Genomic DNA, 21,314 nt, shown 5'->3' on the forward strand with positions numbered 1-21,314 from the left:
CGCAAACCGCTCAAGACTTCCTGTTCGCTTAGACAAGGGCATCCATGCCCTTGTATGTTTGCTTCATCATAACCACTTTGATTATTCTAAGATTTCTTACAAAGACAAAAACGTCTTCATCTGTAGCAATACACGCTCTGCAGTCGGCTTGTCTTCCATCTCTGCGAAAATACGCAGCAAAGGTTCAGTGCCTGAGAATCGGGCAATGACCCAACCACCATTTTTGAAGTAAACCTTCGCACCATCTTCGTAGCTGACTTTTTCAATTTCAAATTCAAAGTCTGGCAACTGCTTCTCAACATAGATCTTGTTGTACAGCGCTTGTTTCTCTGAAGCTTTAAATTTGCAGTCACCTTCAGCGGTATAGGCATAGCCATAACGAGCGTAGATCTCGTCCAGCATTTCAGACAGCTTCTTGCCTGTTACGCTGATCATTTCCACCAGCAGGCTGGAAGCAAATACGCCATCTTTTCCTTTGATATGGCCGCGAATGGTTAAACCGCCAGAGCTTTCACCGCCTAACAGTGAATCATCGGCTTCCATTTGTGAGCTAATATGCTTAAAGCCTACGGGAACCTCAAAGCTCTTTTCGTTGTGATCCGCCGCGATTTTATCGAGCAGATGAGTCGTTGCGATGTTACGTACCACTGAGCCTTTCCAGCCCTTGTATTCAAGCAGGTAGTAATACAGCAGCATCAACACTTCATTAGGATGGATGAAGTTACCTTTCTCATCGATGATTCCAAGGCGGTCAGCATCACCATCGGTACCAATACCAATATCGTAGCCTTCGTCTTTAACCAGATGCTGCAAGCGATACAAGGTCGCAGCGCTTGGAGATGGCATCAAACCACCGAAGTCGGGGTTTTTACCATCGTTGATCACATCCACGTCACAGCGACCATTGATCAATACCGTTTGCAGCGCATTTTTTGCCACGCCAAACATAGGGTCGATCAATACGCGTAAGTTGGCTTTTTTGATCGCATCAATGTCGATAAAGTCGATGATCGAATCGACGAACTCATTCATTGGGTTGATCGCAATAATCTGTTTATCCTGAATCGCTTGATCAAATTCAATGGATGTTACGTCACTTAACATAAGTGTCGCGATCTGCTGTTCGATCTTCTTGGTGATAATTTCATCGGCATCGCGGCCGCCACGAATAAACACTTTTACGCCATTATAGTCGGCTGGGTTGTGAGAGGCGGTAATACACGCAGAGTAAGCACAGTCGAGCTGTTTTGCCTTATACATCACCACTGGTGTCGGCACGAACTTGTCGATAAAGCTGACGGTTATCCCGTTACCAGCCAACACTTCTGCAAACCATTTTGCGGCTTTGTCGGAAAGAAAACGGCGGTCATAGCCAATCACAAAACCTTCATTTGCCACATTTTCACTATTGATGATATTGGCTAACGCTTGGGCGACTAAACGCACGTTGTCTTTGGTGAACTCTTCACCAATAAATGCGCGCCAGCCACCAGTACCAAATTGAATCATGTTCTGTTCTCCTTTAATCGCCGCTCTAAGCAGCGCCTTAGAGAAAAGGCAGTGAACCAGCATTGATAAACAAACCCTACGTGCCATGGATGGCACGGTTGGAGCTCCATGGATAGGAAGGGCGTGTTTGTGTTCAATGTTGGTTCGCTGATTCTCCGTAGTTAACTTTTATTAACCCATTACCACTGTGATTTGGTTAACGCTGCCTTGTGGTTGCACGTTGATTGCATCAACCTGCTCGCCATTTACCGTCATTGACTTAACGCCTTTGCTTACACCATTCGGGTTTAGCACTTTGATCTGGTAAGTTGCGCCGCGCCATTGACGAGTCACTTCAAATTCCGGCCATGAGGTTGGAATACAAGGGTCAACAGTCAAGCTATCAAAGCCAGTACGTACACCAAGGATGTAGTTAGTCGCCGCATAGTAAGCCCAGCCTGATGTTCCGGTTAACCATGGGTGGTTTGCTCGACCATGGTCCTGATGATCACGTCCCATGATGAACTGCACATAGGAGTAAGGTTCTGCAACGCGAGTCTCAATCATATCGTTCTGGTTATATGGGTTAAGAGCGTCATAGAATTCCATCGCTTTGTCACCACGGCCTAATTTCGCCTCAGCTACCCAAGCCCAAGGGTTTGGATGGGAGAATATCGCGCCGTTCTCTTTTACCCCCTGATAAACACGAGTCACAAAACCGATATCATCATTCGGCGTCGCGAATGATGGTGCATTCAGGTGTAAACCGTATGGTGAGAATAGGTATTTGTAGACCGCATCCATGGCTTTTTCGCCGCGCTCTTGAGAAACCGCGCCTGATAAAACGGCCAGCGAGTTAGACTCAAGATGCACTTTGCCTTCTACCTGTTCAAAGGTGCCGATCTTGTCGCCATCTTTGGTGAGACCACGGATATACCACTCGCCTTGTCCATCCCATAAGTGGGTTTCACAGGCATCGCGTACACCGTCAGCCATCGCTTGGTATTTGCTTAACGCCTCGCTATCGTTGCGGTAGTTGGCTAATTCAATGAAAGCTTCCAAAGCCCAGAAATGAAGGAAGGAAACCATTGCGGATTCACCGCCGCCTAAGTTCAGACAGTCGTTCCAGTCAGCGCGCAGGCCTTTACAAATCCCTGTTTGTCCGACGTATTCGGCTGAGAAATCCAGGGCTGCCATCATGTGTTGGTAAACCGTTGCGTTACCCCCATCAGCATAAGGGATCACTTCATCAATAAAGCCGAAATCGCCCGTCTCTTTTACGTAGTTAAGAATGGTTGGCACTATCCATAGATGATCGTCAGAACAGGTATCTTTAATGCCGTGGATCTTATCTTCGTCAGAAGGTGTTGGAACGACGGTCGGTGATTTTGAAGGTTTTACATCGGCTTTTTCTGGATCAAACCAATCAGGATCGAACAGGTGCAAACCGTAGCCTGCTTTTACTTGCCCACGTAGAAGATCCACTAAACGTTTACGAGTCATCGATGGGTTCGTATGCGGCACTGATATCGCATCTTGCGCAGTATCACGATAGCCAAGACCCGTACGTCCACCCACTTCAATGAAAGAGGCGAAGCGTGACCACACCACACAGGTTTCTGCTTGATAGAGCGTCCATGCGTTCAGCATGGTGTCCAAGCCTGCATTTGGAGACTTCACTTGGAACTTGCTGCAACGCTCATCCCAGTGCTGTTTGATGCCCGCAAAGGCTTTATCCACTTCGTTTAGGTCTTGGTACTTAGCTCTAAGTTTTTCGCCATTACCTTTACCGACACCAAGTATGACCGCAAAACGTACTTTCTCGCCCGGTTGTAGTGTGAATTGCTTATGTAAAGCACCGCAGTGGTTGTAACAGGTTTGTGTGCGGTTAGAACACTGTCCCTTTTCAACAGCGATTGGGTTAGCTTCGTCGCGGTACATACCTAAGAAGGTATCTCGTTGGCCGTCATAGCTGTCAGCATCGAACGTTGCTGTTAGGTAGTAGTAACCAAGGAAGTCGTCAGTGTTGTAGTAAAGATCGTACTCAATGACACCATCTTTGTAGTCTGTACCCGCAGAGTAAAGAGACATCTGATGGTTCTGATTGTCCGATGCAATGTGGCTGAAAGAGAACTCTACATAGTTAAATGCACTGATGGTACGAGGACGATCAGAGGTGTTTTCAATCACAACATCCCAAACTTCCGCATCTTCACCTTTAGGTACAAACAGCGTTTTGCTTGCGACAATACCGTTGTAGTCACATTTAAATTTTGAGTATGACAACCCGTGGCGAACTTCGTAGTTGGCTTGCTCTAAACTCTTTGCTACTGGCTGCCAAGAAACAGACCAGAAATCACCCGTTTCGTCATCACGCAGATAAACATAGTGACCAGGACGGTCTTGGGTAAAGTTTGGACGGAATTTGGTGACTCGGTTGTACTCTGGTGAATGATAAAACGAGTAGCCACCTGCGTTGTGAGAGATAACGCTGCAGAATTTTTCCGTGCCCAAATAGTTGGTCCATGGCGCAGGTACGTCTGGACTTGTGATGACGTATTCACGATTATCGTTATCGAAATAGCCGTATTTCATGGTGATTTCCTTTTTCTAAAACTACGAATAACGCAGTCAATGTCGATGCTAGCGAACTTGAATATGTACTTACTTCCATCCCGTGCTTTGGCATGGGAATGGCAAAAATGAATAACGTTATTTCCAAGGAGATCGATAGTGGATCTCCTGTTTATCCAGCAATGGTAAGTGCCCTTTGAGGCGAGCCAGATAATCAGGCCAGTCACGTAATGAATTCTGTGTCCATCCTGCTTCCGCTAATGCGGTGAGGCGAGGGTAGAGCATGTAGTCCATACGAGATTGGTCATTGATAATTTCGCACCATAGTGCGCTTTGCATGCCTAAGATGCGTTTGCGAATCGGGTGGTCGGCGGGAACTTCCGCCAAAGGTTCGTAGCTGTATGCGCGTTCCAATGGTGTAACGCCAGCCCAGGCAACACCGGGTTCTTCTGGTGCATAGTCCTGAACAATATCGAGATAGGTGTACTGACCCGGTTGCAAGATGACATCAAAACCTTGCTTGGCGCAGTCCAGTGCCGCTTGCTCTGAAAGCCAAGAATAGATAACCGTGTCTTTACTGACTTTGTTGCCATGTTGCGCCTCTTCCCAGCCCACCATACGTTTACCTAAAGAACGTAATTTTTTCTCAACGTAGCGCAGTAAGTGACCTTGCAGCTCTTTGGCATCTTCATAGCCATGTTCTGCCATTAACGCCTGACATTTAGGGCTGTTAATCCAAACACCATCAGGCACTTCATCAGCACCGATATGGATAAAGTGACTTGGGAACAGAGTGGCGACTTCTTCCAAAACCAGATCCAAAAAGCGATACGTTTCAGGAAGGGCTGGTGATAACACGTTGTCGCTATAGTTTTGGATACTGCGATATTCAGAACGATCTTCAGTATCCACCAGCCATTCAGATAGCGAACGGATCGCGGCGCGACAGTGGCCCGGAATATCGATCTCAGGAATAACTGTGATTCCTCGATCTTCGGCAAAAGCGATCACTTGCTTGATCTCTTCTTGGGTGTAATAGCCACCATGCTGATCGGTGACAGTACTGAACTGAGGATCAATCTCTTTGTCTACACCACGCCAAGCGCCGATATTAGTCAGTTGAGGCAGTGATTTGATCTCAATACGCCAGCCTTCATCATCGGTGAGATGCCAGTGAAAAGTACTGAACTTGTAGTGAGCTAACTGATTGATCAGACGTTTTACACGTTCAACCGGATGAAAATGACGAGCGCAGTCGAGCATCATGCCGCGATATTTGAATCGTGGTGCGTCGCTGATTTTGACGCACGGAACAACCAAACCATCTTGCGTGCGTTTAATTAGTTGCAACAGTGTCGCTGAAGCGTGCACAAAACCAACGTGACCGCTGGCTTCTAAGAGTATGCCTTTGGTGTTAACGGTCAGGTGATAGTGTTCTTCATCCAATATTGGATTGCTTTGATAGACAATATCCGCATTGCCAATTGGTTGAGGTTCAAAGTCATAAAGATGTTTGAGTTCTTGTTGCAGCCAAGAGGCAGCTTGTTCCGCATTAGCAGAGTGCAGTGTAATCTGGCTGGTGGATGCTAAAATATAATGTCCGGCCAGCTTTTCAACCTTGTTCGGTTTAGGGATCAAACATAACTCAGCGGCTTCTGTCGCTGGGATCTCACTACGTTCTTGATACGGAGAAGCCAGAACAATCGGAGTGACAGCGACATCGTAGCGAACCGTTGCTTCAGTATGATTGAGCTGTACAAACGCCTCTTTAATTCCGTCACTGTAAAAGCGGAACGGAGCTGTTTTTATGCGAAATTCACAGTAATAGTGACCATTAGCAGGCAATACCGCTTGATGCGGTAATAGGCTGCAGAAGCTTCCTACCTGATGGAGTTCGCCGTTGGAGACACTGTCAGGCTGGATAAAGCGATCCATGATGAAATGCAATGACCAATCACTTAGATCTTGCTCACTTAAGTTGTGTAGTGTCAGGCCAAATCGGCAATCATTCTTCTGTTCAGAAAGTACAGCAAAGTCAATTCGATAGTTCATCATTAACCCTTAATACAAATTCTCTTAATACAACTTCTGTTAATACAAATTGTGTGCTGGTTTGCCAGCAAACATCAGTGCGCCCTCAATAGCATCGAACTGAGGTGTAACAATCCATTGTTGAACGGGTGGAGATAGCCAATCCAAAATGCGTTCTGCAATACTGCCCATCAGACAAATTTTCTCTGCACCCTTGCGATGTAAAGCATTGAGAAACATTTCGATATCTGCAGCGGTTTGTTGAAGAAGCTCAATCGCCAGAGGATCGTGTCGCTGAGCATGAGAAAAAATGGCTGGAGAAAACTGTCCGTAATCACGAGGTAAAGCCGATTTGGACCATTCGACAATCTGATCTACATCGTTATCAAAATGCTCCATGACATGCTGACTTAGAGGAGTATGAGGACGAATACCATCTTGGCTCAGAATGACCTTTTGAATCAGGCTTAGCCCCATCATTGCACCGCTGCCTTGGTCTGAAATTGGAAATTCTCTGCCTCCAACCACATGTTGTTGACCGTCTTTGAGTAAAATTCCACAAGAGCCAGTACCGGCAATCATAATCGCACCATCATCGCCGTTATGAGCACCGAGACACGCGCCGTAGGCATCTGTGTTCAAGGTGACAGAAGCGAACGGGTGAGGCTGCTGCATAAAAGCAAACCATGCGGACTTTTGTTCCGCTCCCGCTAAAGCAAGGCCGACATGCATTCTGTGTAGATAGGTTTCATCCAAGCCACCTTGTTTTGCGGCAATGCGAATAGCTTCAGTGATTGAACGCAACGCAATATCTACACCCAGTAGGATGTTTGCGCTGCCACTTTTGCCTTCACCGATGAGGTTGCCGTCAATGTCACGAATGCGAGCTCGACAAGAGGTACCTCCACCATCAATGCCAACGAAATAATTACTCATGGCTTTGCTCCTGTTGCTGAGCAGAGCAGGCTGTCTTGAAGTGCTCAAACTGGCTCATAATTGCCATTAGGTACCAAGCACCATGTGGGATCCATTGTTCTCCCCAGCGCCAGTTTTGCATCATGTCGTCTTTCTGTTTTTCAGGGTTGAAGGCAATGTCCTGTGGGTCGTCAAAACCGGCGGTGATACCATTGCAGACACCGCCCTTAGCATTGAAAAAGCCTAGGTGAGGTAAGTAGTCAGGATTGTTGCGTCCATGCCCGTCGAGCATGCACATGTCGTATGGGTTTAAGCCTGTAACCCAGTTAAGCGAATTTTGTGCAAAGCTGAGCAACTGGCTTTTTAGCTGTTGGTCTTGTAAGTACGGTTGTACTTGATAAGCCATTGCTGCCAGTGAAGCCAGACGGGCATTCTCGCCTTGCCACCAATAGCCTGATTCGTTGTTTTGTGAAATAAAGAATGCGCTGCGCTTTTCTCCATCCACGTCTTTAACATATTGACGAGGGTAGCCGAACGGGTTGCAAACGGCTTGAGTAATCGTGAGTTCAAACTGGCATGATTGAGTCACGACAGTGTGAACTTTTTCCAAACGCTGTTTGCTCGTTTCAATATCCAGATACTCGCACAAAGCAATGACTGGAAGCCCTGCTTCTGATGCGTGATAGTAAGGACGACTACCATCGTTGTTGGCAGACCAGAAACCAAGATGATTCTCATCGTTGTGCTGTCTTGCACATAAGCGTTCGGCCCATGCTTGAGCTTCTTGCAAATACTCTTGTTTTGAACTGCTTGAACGATACAACTCGCATGCTGCGAGTAGGGCGCAGTATTCATCAATGATGTTTTCTTCACCGTCATTGAGATAGCGGGTATTGCACTCTTTTAAATGCCAATAACCTTTCTCTGCGGCTGCGAGATATTGTTCACGGCTGAATTCGCCATCAATATCGCATCTTGCTGCGGCTGCTAGTGCGGCTATTGCCACACCGCCACCTTGACGAAAACCGGCTTGATAATCGTTGGATTTGTGACCTTGCTGAGTTTCATAAGCACAGATCTCTCTGCGCTTAATGTCTTTACTCCACTGGTCGAAAACCGTCATATAAAAAAATCCCTCGGAGTGCTGCATACGAACTAAGAAATCAGCACCAAACAACGCCTCTTCCTTAAGGCGAGTGCGAGAAAATGCAGCAAACTCCGAGCGATGGTCTAAAATCGCTAACCCTTTGAATAGGTTCCATACCACAATGGGGGTTTGTTGTGGATTCAAATAGTTAGCGTAAGAAAGGTGACTTAAATATTTGCTAACGTCACCTGAAGCGTCGTACCAGCCACCATGCACATCGGCAGTGGATGATGTGCCTAACAGAGGTACTGACTTATCTTGCTTATCAAAAATCCCGCCACAACGTTGTGACTTGAAGTAATGCAGCACATCCGAAAAAGTGCGCTGCATTAGTAGACCTTGAGCAATAGAAAAAACGTCAGATTGAACATTTTCAACTCGCACGTAAAAGCTGCCTTCCTCAGTAAAATGGGAGAAGTCGATACGGTGAAAATACCCTTGATGCCAATTCGCCACTTTACCGTGTTGCTCAATTTTGAGATGGGCAACAGTCTTATGGCTATAACTGCAAACAAGTTGAGCAAAAGTAGAGTGTATTTCTGAGGTTCTACTCAAAAGTACCACCTGCTTTGGTCCAAATGTTTCATAGCCAATGTGGTTGATCAGTAACTGCATTTAGGTCTCCAGTTGCCTTTTGACCAGCACTGCTTTGCAGCGCTGAGTCTTCTTAATACATCAGGTTCGCCCAAGACGAAGGCGAGCCTATTAGTTGTTAAACGCTTAGTTTTCGTATGTTTCTAGTTTTCGTATAGATAACAACGGACAAAGTGGTTATCCGCCAGTTGGGTTATTGCTGGTAATTGCTCGCGGCACTTGCTGGTGGCGTGAGTACAGCGGCCAGCAAACGGGCAACCAACCGAAGCGGGTGTCCACAACGGGATCTCACCTTTGTTGCCTTTCAGTTTTTCGTGGATCGATTTTTTTGGATCCGGAACCGCTGAAACCAGTAATTGGGTGTAAGGGTGCTGCGGATCGTGAATGATCTGCTCGGTATCTCCCCATTCCACCATGTGGCCGACATACATCACGGCCAGATCTTCTGCGATGTAACGAGCGGTGGCGATGTCGTGAGTGATGTAAAGAAGTGACATTTTCTTCTCAAACTTCATCTCTTCCATCAGGTTCAAAACGCCGGCACGAATTGATACGTCAAGCATTGAAGTCGGTTCGTCAGCCAGTACAACTTCAGCACCTACAGCAATGTTACGTGCTAAGTTGACGCGTTGACGCTGACCACCTGAAAGCTGGTGCGGGTATTTCGCTGCTGTCTCTTTTGGTGGAATTAAGCCCACCTGCTCTAACAGGTCATACACGCGTTCCTGAAGCTCTTTCTTATTGCCTGATTTCACTTTCTTATGAATCAAAAGTGGGCGGGCAATATGGTGGAAAATGGTATGAGTCGGGTTTAGCGAGCCAAACGGATCTTGCCAAACCATTTGTATGCCTTCGCGGTAATGCATGAGATCAGAACGAGATTTGATCTCTTGAATGTCACGACCTTTGTACTCAATGTTGCCTGAAGTCGGAGCGTACATTTTGGCGATCATTTTAGCGGTAGTGGATTTACCAGAACCGGATTCACCTACTACTGAAAGCCCACGGCTTTTGTACATCTTGAATGACACGTCATTGATTGCACGCATCATTGGTTGTTTTAATGTGTTGCTGTTGATCGGGAAGTCTTTAACCAGATTCTTCCCTTCAATTAATAGATTTTCGTTTTGAATATTCATATTTCTTTCCACCCCTAACTTTGCGAATAGCGTTGCTGTACACGTCTCAAGCTATAGCTTTACCTGAGCAATAGGCTCACCATAGAGGTGGCAATTGGAGAAACGCCCCGGCTCTATTTGACGCAGCAGCGTCGGTACTTTGGTACAGGTTTCATGGACACGGTCACAACGTGCCTGAAAACGACAACCTTGCGGAATTTCAAGTAAGTTCAGTGGGTTACCTGGAATTCCCGTCAGTTTGGTTTTTGGCCCCGTTAGTGGTGGGAATGAGCTTCCCAGACCTTTGGTGTAAGGGTGGAATGGGCTTTGTAGAATCTCTTGTGAAGGCGCAACTTCAATCAGTTCACCGGAATACATGATGCCAATACGATCTGAGAACTCGACCATCAGTGACAAGTCATGAGTGATAAACAAAATAGAGAAGCCGAACTCTTCTTTTAGTGCGTAGATCTTTTGCAGAATTTCACGCTGAACCACCACATCAAGTGCTGTGGTTGGCTCATCCATGATGATCATTTTTGGATTAAGCGCCAACGCAATCGCGATCACTAGACGCTGACGCATACCACCTGAAAATTGGTGTGGGTAGTCGTTTAAGCGACTCGGGTGAATATCCACAATTTCCAACAGACCTTCAGCGCGGCGTTTAGCCTGCTCTCTGGTCAAATTGGTATGGCGCATAATCACGTCACAGAACTGCTCTTCCATGGTGAGAACAGGGTTAAGAGCATTCATCGCACTTTGGAAGACCATCGACATCTGGCTCCAGCGAAATGACTGCATTTTTTCGTCGCTGTATTGAAGAATGTCTTCGCCATTGAAGATCACTTCGCCACCAGTAATGAACGCAGGCGGCTTATGTAGGCGCATCAACGAGAAGGCGACGGTTGATTTACCACAACCAGATTCACCCGCTAAGCCAAACACTTCGCCCGGTGCGATATCAAAGCTGACGTTGTTACAGGCGCGAACATCGCCTGCATCAGTAATGTAGTCCACGCATAAGTTGCGGATTGAGATAAGTGGTGCTGTCATGTTATTTGTCTCCGCTCCATAGTGCATTTTGAGGTGGTAGGTTAGGCTCACGCCCTGATTTGTCTTGCTGAGCGAGTTTCTTCCAACGCTTCATCCCTTTATGAGAACGCAATTGTGGGTTAGCGATTTCGTCTACCGCGAAGTTAAGTAGTGCCAGACCAGTAACGAGTAACGTCAGTGATAAACATGGAGCTAACAGTTCCCACCAAGCGCCAACCAACATAGATGAAGAGGTTTGCACGTTGTAAAGCATGATGCCCCAACTGATGGTGTTTGGATCGCCCAGACCGAGGAAGGAGATAGTGGCTTCCATCATCACGGCGTACATGACTGAGCCGATAAAGCTTGCGCCGACAATTGAGATAAGGTTTGGCAGGATTTCAACGAAGATGATGCGCCATGAACTCTCACCCAATACTTCAGCCGCTTTTACAAACTCTTTTTCACGCAGTGCAAGTGTCTGAGCTCGCACAACACGGGCACCCCATGCCCAGGAGGTACATCCTATGATGAGGGAAATGGTGAGTGGGCCAGCTTCACCAATAAAAGCGGCAACCACGAACAGAAGCGGGTACTGAGGGATAACCAACATGATATTCATGGCAGCGGTTAAGAAATCATCCACTTTGCCACCGAAGTAGCCCGCTGAAACACCAATGATGGTTGCTAGGAAACAAACGGTGATACCCGCACCAAAGCCTACCGCTAAGGATACGCGTGCGCCATAAGCAACTTGCGACCATACGTCACGACCCATACGAGTTGTACCAAGGGTATGATCGGCTTTTTTCGACATCGTCAGAGTTCGTCTGTCTGTCGCCAGATTTTCAGCAACCCAGCCATTCGGGTTACTTTTGGCGGCTTTCACAACAAATGAAGGGTATTCATGTGGATTGCCTGTACGTTTATCTGGTGAGTGTTTGGTAATCATCGGTGCAGCAAGCGCGATGAACAAGAATACTGAAAGAATCGCGACACCTATCATGGCGACTCGGTTGCCTGATAACAGTTTCCAAAGTGCTTTCATGATTATTTACCTCCCTTACGTAGACGAGGGTCGAGTACGACATACAGCATGTCTGCGAGCAGGTTAAAGAACAGCATAAACAGAGTCATGATAAGAAGTTGGCCTTGTAGAACTTGGTAGTCACGAGCTGTGATTGCGTTAAACAGCACCGTACCAAGACCTGGGTAGTTGAAAATGATTTCGATAATGAGCTGACCACCGATAGCCATACCTAATGACATCGAAAGCGCAGTGACACTTGGCAATAATGCGTTGCGAGCGGCGTAGTTGAATACAACGCGGTTTTCACTCAACCCTTTGCCTTTCGCCATCGTGATGTAGTCTTCAGCAAGTAGGTTGATCATGTTGTTACGCATGTTGACCAAGAAGCCACCGATTTGAACGATAGAGGCACAGATAAGCGGAAGTATTGCGTGGTAACCGACATCTTTAATGAACTCCCAGCTTGTCCAGTCAGGAATGGTACCTGCAGTGTAGGCATAGCCGGTTGGGAACCACTTTAAGCCGATAGCAAAAATGAACATGGCAAGCATGGCGATAACCACTTGAGGAACCGCTTGAATAACCAGCATACCCGGAGTGATGAAAGTGTCGTAACGGCTACCGCGTTTCCATGCAGCAAAGATGCCGAGAATTGAGCCGATTGAGAAAGAGATAATGACGGCAGTACCAGCAAGGAAAAGTGACCAGCCAAATGCACCGCCTAAAAGCTCGTTAACGCTTAAAGGATAGAATTTGATCGAAGTACCCAGCTCCCAGCTAAAGATACTTTTCATGTAGGCAGCATATTCCACATACCAAGGACCGCCAACGAAGCCAAGTAGCTCCTTCATAGCAGCGATACGCTCAGGTGTTACCTGCACCGTTGCGTGAGCAAACATCATGGTGACTGGGTCACCAGGCATTGCTCGTGGAATAATGAAATTGATAGTTGCTGCAACAAGCAGCGCGGCAAAATAAAATGACAAACGTCTTAAAAAATAACCCATAACTTACACCTTACTCACCCGATATTTGTTTACGTGCTAGCGAAATTTAGAGCGAGAAATCCCCTGACGTAAAACGCCATAACTTTTCGAAATAATGGGGATTTAAATAGGCGGCGCACGAAGTACGCCGCAAAGAACTAACGTTTACTTAACTGGTTTTAGGTCCAGTACGTGAAGTAGACGTTCTGGAATACCAGCCCATACACTTGGACGACCTTTCGCGTTGTCTTCGTTCCACCAACCAGTGAATCGAGTAGTGTTGTACTGGTACATCCACGCGCCCGACAATACAGGGATAGTCACTTGGTTTTCAGCGATGATTTTCTGAATACCGTGCGCAATTTCTACTTGCTTGTTCTTATCTGCTGTTTTGTAGAAGCTATCTAATAGTCCGTCTAGCTTATCGTTTTTGTAGAAGTGCATCGCAAAACGTGGCATGCCTTCACCACCTTGAAGTGATGAGTTGTAGCCACTATTCCAGTAAGTGTAAGGATCTGCACCGTGGAAGTAGTTGGTGTATGCCACGTCGTAAGTGCCTTTCAGCATTGCTTCGTTGTATACCGCGAACTCAGGGGTACGAGCTTTCGCTTGAATACCCACTTCGTTTAGCTGTTCAACAGCAAGTTGAACGGTGTTGTTAAAGTCTGTCCAACCGTTTGGCGACTGAACAAGTAGCTCGAAAGATTTACCTGAAGGAGTGTCGACGAAGCCGTCACCGTTCACATCTTTAAAGCCTGCTTTAGCCAAAAGTGCTTTTGCACCTTCAGCATTATAAGAGTTAAAGCCTTTGTACTTGTTGTGAACCGTTTCATCAGACCATGCTTCAAATGCGTAACCTAAGCCTGATGCGAAGTCGTTCACCGTACCGCCACCGTAGAATGCGATGTCGATAATGGTTTGACGATCAATCGCCATTGAGAAAGCACGACGGAAATCTACGTTAGTCAGTGCTTCTTGCTTGGCTGGATCTGGGTTTTTGAAGTTAACCACAAACGCTTGGGTACCAGATGCTGGGTACCAGTAGTGGTGGTTTGGACTTGCAGCTGCGTAAGTGCGGTCAATGTCAGGAATGAATGATGAAGTCCAATCCAGTTCAGAGTTCACAACTTTACCCAATAGTTGGTCGTTGTTTGCGATTTGTGGAACACGTAAACAATCAACTTCTAGGTTTGCAGCATCCCAGTAATTAGGGTTACGGCACTGAATATATAGTTGAGGAGTGAAGGTGTCGATTTCAGTAAACGGACCCGTACCTACAGGATTTTCATTAGTGAAAGTGGTAGGTTCTTTGACATCTTTCCAGATGTGCTCAGCTACGATCGGAACAAGCGAAATTTCGTATGGTACGTTGGAGTTCGCTTCAGTTAGCTGGAAGCGCACGGTGTAGTCATTTACTTTCTCTACACTCTTAATCCATTTGTTGATACCACGTTGGTCAAGCTCTGGTTTGTTTTTCAGTAGGTTGTAAGAATAAAGGATGTCATCTGCAGTAAACGCTTCGCCATCAGACCATTTCACGCCTTTACGAACGTTGAATGTCACGCTCATTAGGTCGTCAGCCATTTTGTAGCTTTCTGCAAGGCGCATCACCGGAGTGTTGCCTTTCATCTCGTTAAAAACCACTAACGGTTCATAGATGAAGTCTGTGGTTGTACGTAGGTTTGTTGCTAAGTACGGGTTGAAGTTGCGAACCATAGTTGGGTAGAAATCAGGTACTATGGTTAGCTCACTGCGTGCTAATGCAGGAGCTGAGACGCTAATTGCTCCAGCGATAACGGCTGTTGCGAGTGCTGTCTTTTTAATATTGGCAAGCATAGCTGTTCCTTACTGTTTGCTTCATTTCACGAATGGATATGAATGTCATCATGGGATGAACAATTTCCAAAGGTTTACCTCATATTGAGTTCCACCAGCGGAGGAGCAGGGGGAATATGAGTGGCCTGTAAACCGTTGGCTGAGGTAAGAAAACACTTTGTACCAACATTTGGCAATTCCATTTCTCGTTAAAAACGTCAAAACACACTCATTCTCCGTCATTAACGTCAAAATTCGTTACGGTTGATGATGTTTTAACCGTTTTATCTTAATCTTAAAAGCTTACAAATTGCATGTTTTTTGCTTTACTGTTAGTGATTACTTACTTTTCAATCATTGTTTTTACTGGTGATTTTCGTCTTTTCAATAAAGTGAGATTTTTGTCACTACCACATTTCTCCGTTAATTTATCCTCATGAATTAATTCTGGCGAATTGTTGTGATTCAAATCCCACGGCCAAAAAAATTGTTATTTCTATGCTATCTCTAGGTGCTTTTTTGGGCTGAAAGTGGGGTAATTCTAACGACAATAACTAAAAATAAACGCATTAATTTTCTTCGTAAATTAACTTAAGTGAAACGTATTGATGGCTTGGTTAAGTTTGAACTCTCAGTTACAGGCATGGAGGCGGGAATGCCCCTAAATAACGCTGAAGGCCGCTGTAGAGTAGCCTGCTCTTAGCTAAAAGCCTTACAGAAGAGGGTGAGAATGCGTGTGAAGTGCTTTAATTAGCACGAATAAAAAAGCCCACGTCAGTGGGCTATTAGAGTTGATAATTCACGCAGTTAATAGTGTTACATAGCCGCGATAAGTTTCTGTAATTTGTTACGCAGGGCTTCAAGGTGAATGCGTTCTGACCCCGGCTCATTGTGATGCTCAAGGATGTAATCGAGCGAGTTTAGTACGGTACGCCAGCGTGGGGTTTTCGGCAGCGTTTCGATACGCAGATACTTGTCGAGTGTACGTGTTTGCAATGTACTTCTGTCCAAGTAAACACGCCACAGTCCGCTTTGTTCTGCAAAAGTGAACTTGGTTTGGCCGGGAGCTTTCTCCCAGTAGTTGAGCGCGCTTGTCATCGCATCGACAAGCACTGCGCGCATAAGCTCTTGCTTGGATTGATTATCGCCCTCGGCCTTATCTGCAATGCGAGTGAACTCACCGCCCAGCTCCTTAAGTTGCTGCAATCTTTCTTTATCGCCACTAAACGCATAACTCGATAGAGCATCAACTGCCGTTTCTAAGTTATGTATTCTTTGTGCGCTCTGAGCACCACCGACATTTAAAATATAAATTGCATGCATCCCCGAGCCTTTAGGGAGTTTTAGAATATCTGCTGATAAATGAAGACGTGAATCACCCACAAATATATCGATTTCGCCGCAATAGTGTTGTTGAGTAATGTTGACATGCTTATGGGAAAACAGTTCTTCAGCACTAGAACGCTTTAGTTGCTCTTGCGTGCGTTTAAACAATCTCGAGGCTGCTTGGTTGGCGAACAGAACCTTGTTGTTTTCTTTGATACATACAATGGCTTCTGGTGCCGATTCTAGCTGTTCCAACAGTCGTTCTTGTGTTTCGAGCAAGTCGGCTTCAACAACATTTCTTTGCTTGAGCTCATTTTGTAATTCTAGATTTTCTAATCTTCTTTGTTCAGCTTGACTCGCTGCCATATGAGCATGAATACGCGCCGCCAGCTCTTTTTTATTGAACGGCTTTGACAGATAGTCGTTTGCGCCAGCAGCAAAGCCTCGTAGTCGGTCTTCTGTTTGATTCAGGGCTGTGAGCATGATGATAGGTAAATCGGTGAGGCTGTATTTTTCTCTCAGCTTTTCACACACCTGATAACCGCTCATACCTGGCATCATAATATCGAGTAGTAATAGCTCTGGTTTTTCGTTTTCAACGGCTCTTAACACTTCGTTGCCATCTGCGACAGTTCTTACACGATAGCCTTCTAATCTTAAGAAACTGTCCAAAATTCGTAGATTCACAGGCTCATCATCGGCAACAAGCAGCAGTGGACCGTTACTATTTTCTGGCAGATTGCTAGTATCGGGTAGCTCAACCTCTCCAATTTCTTGCACTTGATAGTGAGGTTGTTCGGTCAGTTGGGCTCGCTCAATGTCTTCTGCCGAAGCAATAGGCAAAGTGAAGCTAAATGTTGTACCGACAAGTGGCTGACTGCTGACATAAAGGGTGCCGTTCATCAGTTCAATCAGTTGTCGGCTAATCGATAAGCCTAACCCAGAGCCTTGGCGATAGCGGTTAGTCTCGACGGTACCTTGGATGAGCGGTTCAAAGATATGTTCCAACTGTTCGGCGGGAATGCCTTGACCGGTATCGACAACTTGTACACGAATCTGATCATCAATTTGAGACGCGGATATAACAATTTTGCCTTCCGAGGTGTATTTAATCGCATTGCCAATCAGGTTATATAGGACTTGCTCTAAACGCTGTGGATCGGCGAAGACCCAGAAGTGATTATCTGAAATTTGATTGATGATCCGGATAGGCTTTTTACCCAGCAGATGGTTAGAGAGTTCTAGCACTAACCGTGTTGAACTTGATAAATCAACCGCATTGCTCTGTATATCAAGATTACCATAACGCATTTTGTGGTAATCGAGTAAGTTATCAACCAAGCGAGCAAGACGTTGCCCACTGGTGGCAATGATATCCAACTGATACTTGTGATCGGAGGTAATAGGACCGTTTGCGCCAGATATTAAGGCTTCGGCAATACCAATCATTCCGTGTAATGGGGTTCTCAGCTCGTGAGAGGTTGTGGCAAGAAATTCATCTTTTAGTTTGTTCGCTAGTTGCAGTTCATCGTTTTGTTTACGAATGATTTGGATATTTTTTTCCAATTCGCTGTTTTGCGATTTGATTAGTTGGATTTTCTCGCGGATAGAACGCTGCATGCGTTCAAAGCTAACCGCAAGACGACCAATTTCATCTTTACGCTCGGTGTTAATCATACTTTCATCGAGATCGCCAGCCGATGCACGTTCAGCTGCCCATGTTAGCCTTAACAGTGGTGAAGTAATGAAGTTTGAAAGCATGTGTGAAGCGATAACCACTAATACGATGGCGGTAAGCATGGCGAAAATGAACAGTTTTTCTAACTGGTTTACTCGTGCAAATGCCTCTTTTTCGGGTAGTTCTACGACAATAGCCCAATGTGTGCTGTTAAGGTTGATCGGGGCATAAGCCGCGATGTTCTTTTCACCAACGGAATCGGTGTAAGTGCCTACATCTTGCTTACCAGACAGGGCTAAGCTAATGACTTCACTGCTTTTATCTATGTCGTCTTGAAGGTAAGAAAGTGTACGCGAACGGTGATCCTGACCAACAAGAAGTGTCTGCATTTGTGAGTTATTGCTATCGGCTATGAGTTTGGTGATCCCCTTGTTTGGCAGGCGGAACATCGCATAGCTATGTAAGTAACCTTGCTGGATAATTGGTGCGCCAAACCAAGCGTATTGTTGTCCGTTCTCTTCAATAAAATCGGAAAGCATAACCGGAGTAAAATCCTCGTTGGTTTTTCTGTGCTCGGAAACCGTTTTTTCTAGACGTTGAAAGGTTTGGCCTAAGTTAGCGTCTTTGAATTTTCCGCTGAACAGATTGGTACCATACTCTTCATTTTTATTAATCGAATAAGTGACATTCCCGTTTAAATCGACCAGTAAAATGTCATCAAAGTCAGATCTTTTGAGCAATTCCATGTATGCCCAGTGATAGCGCTTATGCAAAAGTCGGTAGCGCTCACTACCCACATAACTACTGGATTGCGGTAATACAGAGGTTTTAACCTGATCGCCGGAACCTAAGATGTAGCGTTGTTGGGCGTTTTCTCTGGCTTGTTCAATGTTTTCGCCCAAGCGTGTAAAAGCATTAACTAGACCATAAAATCGGCCACCACTGGCATAAGCGAGTTCTGAGCGGACAAAGCCCATAACCTCTGATTCTTTGGCATTGAGGTAGTCGACAACTTGCTGTTGTTTGGTATCTCGAACTGACAGAAGATGAGAGGTACTTTGTTCTTGAAGATCGTCAATATGAGATTTCAGAAAGAAAATAGCGGTAACAGTCAAAGGAGTAATGCTAAGCACTAGAAAAGCCAGCATCAAAGTATTCTGTAAGCGTTTAAACTTTTGTCTGCGATAAAACCTGAACATATCAAAGAGAATTCTTTCAATGAAACTTGCAGGCAAACCTGCAAGTTATGTGATTGAGTAAAAACGGGTTACGCAGAAGTTAACAAGTTTTTTTTCTTTGACAAGTAAGTCCCACTTAAAGCGTGGACATTGGCTCACTTTTAGTTAATTTGTAACCAATTGTTAAGGTTTTTTTGCGTGATAAATAGCGAATTTACTGGTCTTATTTAACGTCTCGCAATTACCTAGTGATTGCTCAATAATCGGTGGATATTTCAAGAAACTATTGGCCACAACGAACAGCTCACCATCAGTGGTTAAATAGTTTGGTGCTTTTTCCAATAGGGTTTCTGTCGCACTATAGCTAGTATCTAAACCTGCATGGAAAGGCGGGTTGGTGACAATGAAGTGATAGTCTGTCGCTGTATCTGAGTAGATATCTGATGCGAATACTCGACCAGATAAATGATTGGCTTTCAGTGTTTCTTCGCTTGAGCGTACAGCTAACGCACTGATATCACACATTTCCAACTGAATGTCGTTGTTCAAGGTTGCCATCACACAGCCTAGAACACCTGCGCCGCAACCAAAATCAAGTACTTTACCACTGAGATTTGGCAAGGTATCGAGCAGTAATCGACTGCCTAGGTCAAATTCACCATGGCTGAATACGCCTGGCAAACTTCGAATAGTAAGTTCATGTTCGTGATATTGAACGGTATAAGACTTGAACCAGTCTTCGATCTGGAAAGCTTTCGGCTGTTCTAAACATTGACCCCAATAGAATGAGCAGCGGCGAGCAGAATCGTACTTTGTTACTCTGCCATATTCCGCAAACATCTTTTCGATACTTTTTATACCAGAACGATTTTCACCGACTACAACGATTTCTGTATTGACCCCAAGTTTCGCCATCAACATAGCAAGCAGATATTCCGCTTCCATCTTTGCTTTTGGCCAGTAAATAAGCACCATGTCTGCATCAATATCGCCTTCCAACTCAGCACCGAAATGGACGCTAATCGCTGACTTAGATTTAAGCTGACGGTAGTAGCCATAGTTGGTTGTAAATACAGAAACGGAAAGACAGTGTTGGGCGAGTTCAACAGGAAAGAGATCTTCGGCTTCACCCGCTATGAGTACTTTTTTATTCTCAAAGTAAGCGAGTTGGCGTTGGGCAATTTGGCTTGGGGTAATGTAATTAGACATTCAGAGCCTGTTATCTTTTAGGTTCAATTAAGCTAGATTCAATTTTGGAGCCGATTTTCGCATAGTCGGCTCCAAGCATGAAGCTTTTTAGCTGTTGTCTTGGTTATCTAGGAAGTTCTGGAACTCTTCTTCGTAAATATTAAACAGTACGATCGCGATCGCGAAGATCAGCGGACCATAGATAAGACCGATTAAACCAAACAGTTGAATACCGCCCAGTAAAGAGAAGAAGATCATCAGAGTGTTCATTCCTGCACTGCCTTGCATCAGGAGAGGTCTGAGTAAGTTGTCGATAGAGCCAACAATGGCAACGCTCCATACGGTTAGGAAAATAGCCCAAGTAGTATCACCTGTGAGGAATAAATACGTTGCGGTTGGAATCCAGATTAGTGCAGTACCCACGACCGGAATAAACGACGCAAACCCCATCATGGTTCCCCAGAATAACCCCGGAAAACCAGCTAACCACATACCAATACCACCAGCGACACCCTGAGCGATAGCTGTAAGGAAAGATCCCATCACTGCTGATTTGGATACGCTTTCAATCTCATCCAGCAAGCGATCTTCTTGGCTGCGAGACAACGGCAGTATGTGACGAATGGTTGAGATGATCTTTTCTCGGTCTCTTAGTAAGAAGAACAGAACAAACAACATCAAGAAGAAGCTCATGATAAAACTTGTCGCATCGCCTAATATTTTTGCGCTGATACCAACTAAATTGGTGCCAAAGCTAGTGGCGAATTGTGCAATTTTTTGCGCGATTTGTTGCGGGTTAATACCATCAAAAGGTAAATACTGATTGGCGAAAGCTAATCCTTTTATTACCCAAGGATGGTTAAACAGAGTTTGAATACCGCCATGGGTAACCCACTGATAAACGTTCTGAGAAAACTTGGAACCTTGCTGAACGATAGCCGCAAATACGAAAAGTAGCGGAATAACAATAATAAATGTCAGAATAATGCAGGATAGCAAAGATGAGATATTTCTATGTGTGGGCATCATGTTGTCTAATTTCTCATGCAGAGGAATCAGAAGCATGGAAATAATGAATGCCATCACAATTGAATTGATATAGGGTTCTACGATTAGGTAGCAGGCGAAACCTGCTATGAGCAGGGCAATAACAAGAACCCAATGACTGGATGAAATTTTGATTTTTTCTGGCACTTTTGGCTGTCCTTGGA

General features: G+C 45.3%; 13 protein-coding genes. All 13 read right to left on the minus strand.

The features are described 5' to 3' along the window. Positions 1 to 96: 96 nt before the first annotated feature. Complete coding sequence (locus HUO09_RS14085) at positions 97 to 1,509, minus strand: phosphoglucomutase/phosphomannomutase family protein (RefSeq protein WP_188234440.1); 1,413 nt, start codon at positions 1,507 to 1,509, stop codon at positions 97 to 99. Between the two features lie 171 nt (positions 1,510 to 1,680). Continuing rightward, the gene (locus HUO09_RS14090; protein ID WP_188234377.1) at positions 1,681 to 4,083 is read right to left on the minus strand and encodes a GH36-type glycosyl hydrolase domain-containing protein; all 2,403 of its coding nucleotides are present in this window, start codon (positions 4,081 to 4,083) and stop codon (positions 1,681 to 1,683) included. Between the two features lie 117 nt (positions 4,084 to 4,200). Then, positions 4,201 to 6,114, minus strand: coding sequence for a beta-N-acetylhexosaminidase (locus HUO09_RS14095; protein ID WP_188234378.1), 1,914 nt, complete (start codon positions 6,112 to 6,114; stop codon positions 4,201 to 4,203). Between the two features lie 39 nt (positions 6,115 to 6,153). Continuing rightward, positions 6,154 to 7,029: an N-acetylglucosamine kinase gene (locus HUO09_RS14100; protein WP_167410373.1), complete on the minus strand. Its 876-nt coding sequence runs from the start codon at positions 7,027 to 7,029 to the stop codon at positions 6,154 to 6,156. Then, positions 7,022 to 8,770, minus strand: coding sequence for a glycoside hydrolase family 9 protein (locus tag HUO09_RS14105; protein WP_188234379.1), 1,749 nt, complete (start codon positions 8,768 to 8,770; stop codon positions 7,022 to 7,024). Before HUO09_RS14105 ends, HUO09_RS14100 begins: the two co-directional genes overlap by 8 nt. A 122-nt stretch (positions 8,771 to 8,892) precedes the next feature. After that, positions 8,893 to 9,888, minus strand: a complete 996-nt coding sequence (locus HUO09_RS14110; protein WP_042484453.1) for an ABC transporter ATP-binding protein — start codon at positions 9,886 to 9,888, stop codon at positions 8,893 to 8,895. 51 nt (positions 9,889 to 9,939) lie between these two features. Then, positions 9,940 to 10,923 (minus strand): ABC transporter ATP-binding protein, encoded by a 984-nt coding sequence (locus HUO09_RS14115; RefSeq protein WP_188234380.1) that lies wholly within the window; start codon positions 10,921 to 10,923, stop codon positions 9,940 to 9,942. Position 10,924: 1 nt separating this feature from the next. Then, the gene (locus tag HUO09_RS14120) at positions 10,925 to 11,950 is read right to left on the minus strand and encodes an ABC transporter permease (RefSeq protein WP_167410369.1); all 1,026 of its coding nucleotides are present in this window, start codon (positions 11,948 to 11,950) and stop codon (positions 10,925 to 10,927) included. A gap of 2 nt (positions 11,951 to 11,952) precedes the next feature. Further along, positions 11,953 to 12,939, minus strand: coding sequence for an ABC transporter permease (locus HUO09_RS14125; RefSeq protein ID WP_167410368.1), 987 nt, complete (start codon positions 12,937 to 12,939; stop codon positions 11,953 to 11,955). Between the two features lie 144 nt (positions 12,940 to 13,083). After that, on the minus strand, positions 13,084 to 14,754 hold the full coding sequence (locus HUO09_RS14130; RefSeq protein WP_188234381.1) for an ABC transporter substrate-binding protein: 1,671 nt from the start codon (positions 14,752 to 14,754) through the stop codon (positions 13,084 to 13,086). Between the two features lie 795 nt (positions 14,755 to 15,549). Further along, positions 15,550 to 18,936, minus strand: coding sequence for a response regulator (locus tag HUO09_RS14135; RefSeq protein WP_188234382.1), 3,387 nt, complete (start codon positions 18,934 to 18,936; stop codon positions 15,550 to 15,552). A gap of 162 nt (positions 18,937 to 19,098) precedes the next feature. Next, positions 19,099 to 20,124, minus strand: a complete 1,026-nt coding sequence (gene rsmC / locus HUO09_RS14140; RefSeq protein WP_188234383.1) for a 16S rRNA (guanine(1207)-N(2))-methyltransferase RsmC — start codon at positions 20,122 to 20,124, stop codon at positions 19,099 to 19,101. Between the two features lie 87 nt (positions 20,125 to 20,211). Further along, a complete protein-coding gene (locus tag HUO09_RS14145) occupies positions 20,212 to 21,297 on the minus strand; it encodes an AI-2E family transporter (RefSeq protein ID WP_167410364.1) in 1,086 nt (361 codons plus the stop codon). Positions 21,298 to 21,314: the final 17 nt, after the last annotated feature.

It is taken from the genome of Vibrio sp. Y2-5 (genome assembly GCF_014596725.1).
In the GTDB taxonomy this organism is placed as follows: domain Bacteria; phylum Pseudomonadota; class Gammaproteobacteria; order Enterobacterales; family Vibrionaceae; genus Vibrio.

What these genes read in the sequence shown, in the direction of transcription:
- HUO09_RS14120 (WP_167410369.1), bottom strand. Translation starts at nt 11,950, where the DNA reads ATGAAAGCACTTTGGAAACTGTTATCAGGCAACCGAGTCGCCATGATA.
- HUO09_RS14115 (WP_188234380.1), bottom strand. Translation starts at nt 10,923, where the DNA reads ATGACAGCACCACTTATCTCAATCCGCAACTTATGCGTGGACTACATT.
- HUO09_RS14085 (WP_188234440.1), bottom strand. Translation starts at nt 1,509, where the DNA reads ATGATTCAATTTGGTACTGGTGGCTGGCGCGCATTTATTGGTGAAGAG.
- HUO09_RS14105 (WP_188234379.1), bottom strand. Translation starts at nt 8,770, where the DNA reads ATGCAGTTACTGATCAACCACATTGGCTATGAAACATTTGGACCAAAG.
- HUO09_RS14135 (WP_188234382.1), bottom strand. Translation starts at nt 18,936, where the DNA reads ATGTTCAGGTTTTATCGCAGACAAAAGTTTAAACGCTTACAGAATACT.
- HUO09_RS14090 (WP_188234377.1), bottom strand. Translation starts at nt 4,083, where the DNA reads ATGAAATACGGCTATTTCGATAACGATAATCGTGAATACGTCATCACA.
- HUO09_RS14130 (WP_188234381.1), bottom strand. Translation starts at nt 14,754, where the DNA reads ATGCTTGCCAATATTAAAAAGACAGCACTCGCAACAGCCGTTATCGCT.
- HUO09_RS14110 (WP_042484453.1), bottom strand. Translation starts at nt 9,888, where the DNA reads ATGAATATTCAAAACGAAAATCTATTAATTGAAGGGAAGAATCTGGTT.
- HUO09_RS14100 (WP_167410373.1), bottom strand. Translation starts at nt 7,029, where the DNA reads ATGAGTAATTATTTCGTTGGCATTGATGGTGGAGGTACCTCTTGTCGA.
- HUO09_RS14095 (WP_188234378.1), bottom strand. Translation starts at nt 6,114, where the DNA reads ATGAACTATCGAATTGACTTTGCTGTACTTTCTGAACAGAAGAATGAT.
- rsmC (WP_188234383.1), bottom strand. Translation starts at nt 20,124, where the DNA reads ATGTCTAATTACATTACCCCAAGCCAAATTGCCCAACGCCAACTCGCT.
- HUO09_RS14125 (WP_167410368.1), bottom strand. Translation starts at nt 12,939, where the DNA reads ATGGGTTATTTTTTAAGACGTTTGTCATTTTATTTTGCCGCGCTGCTT.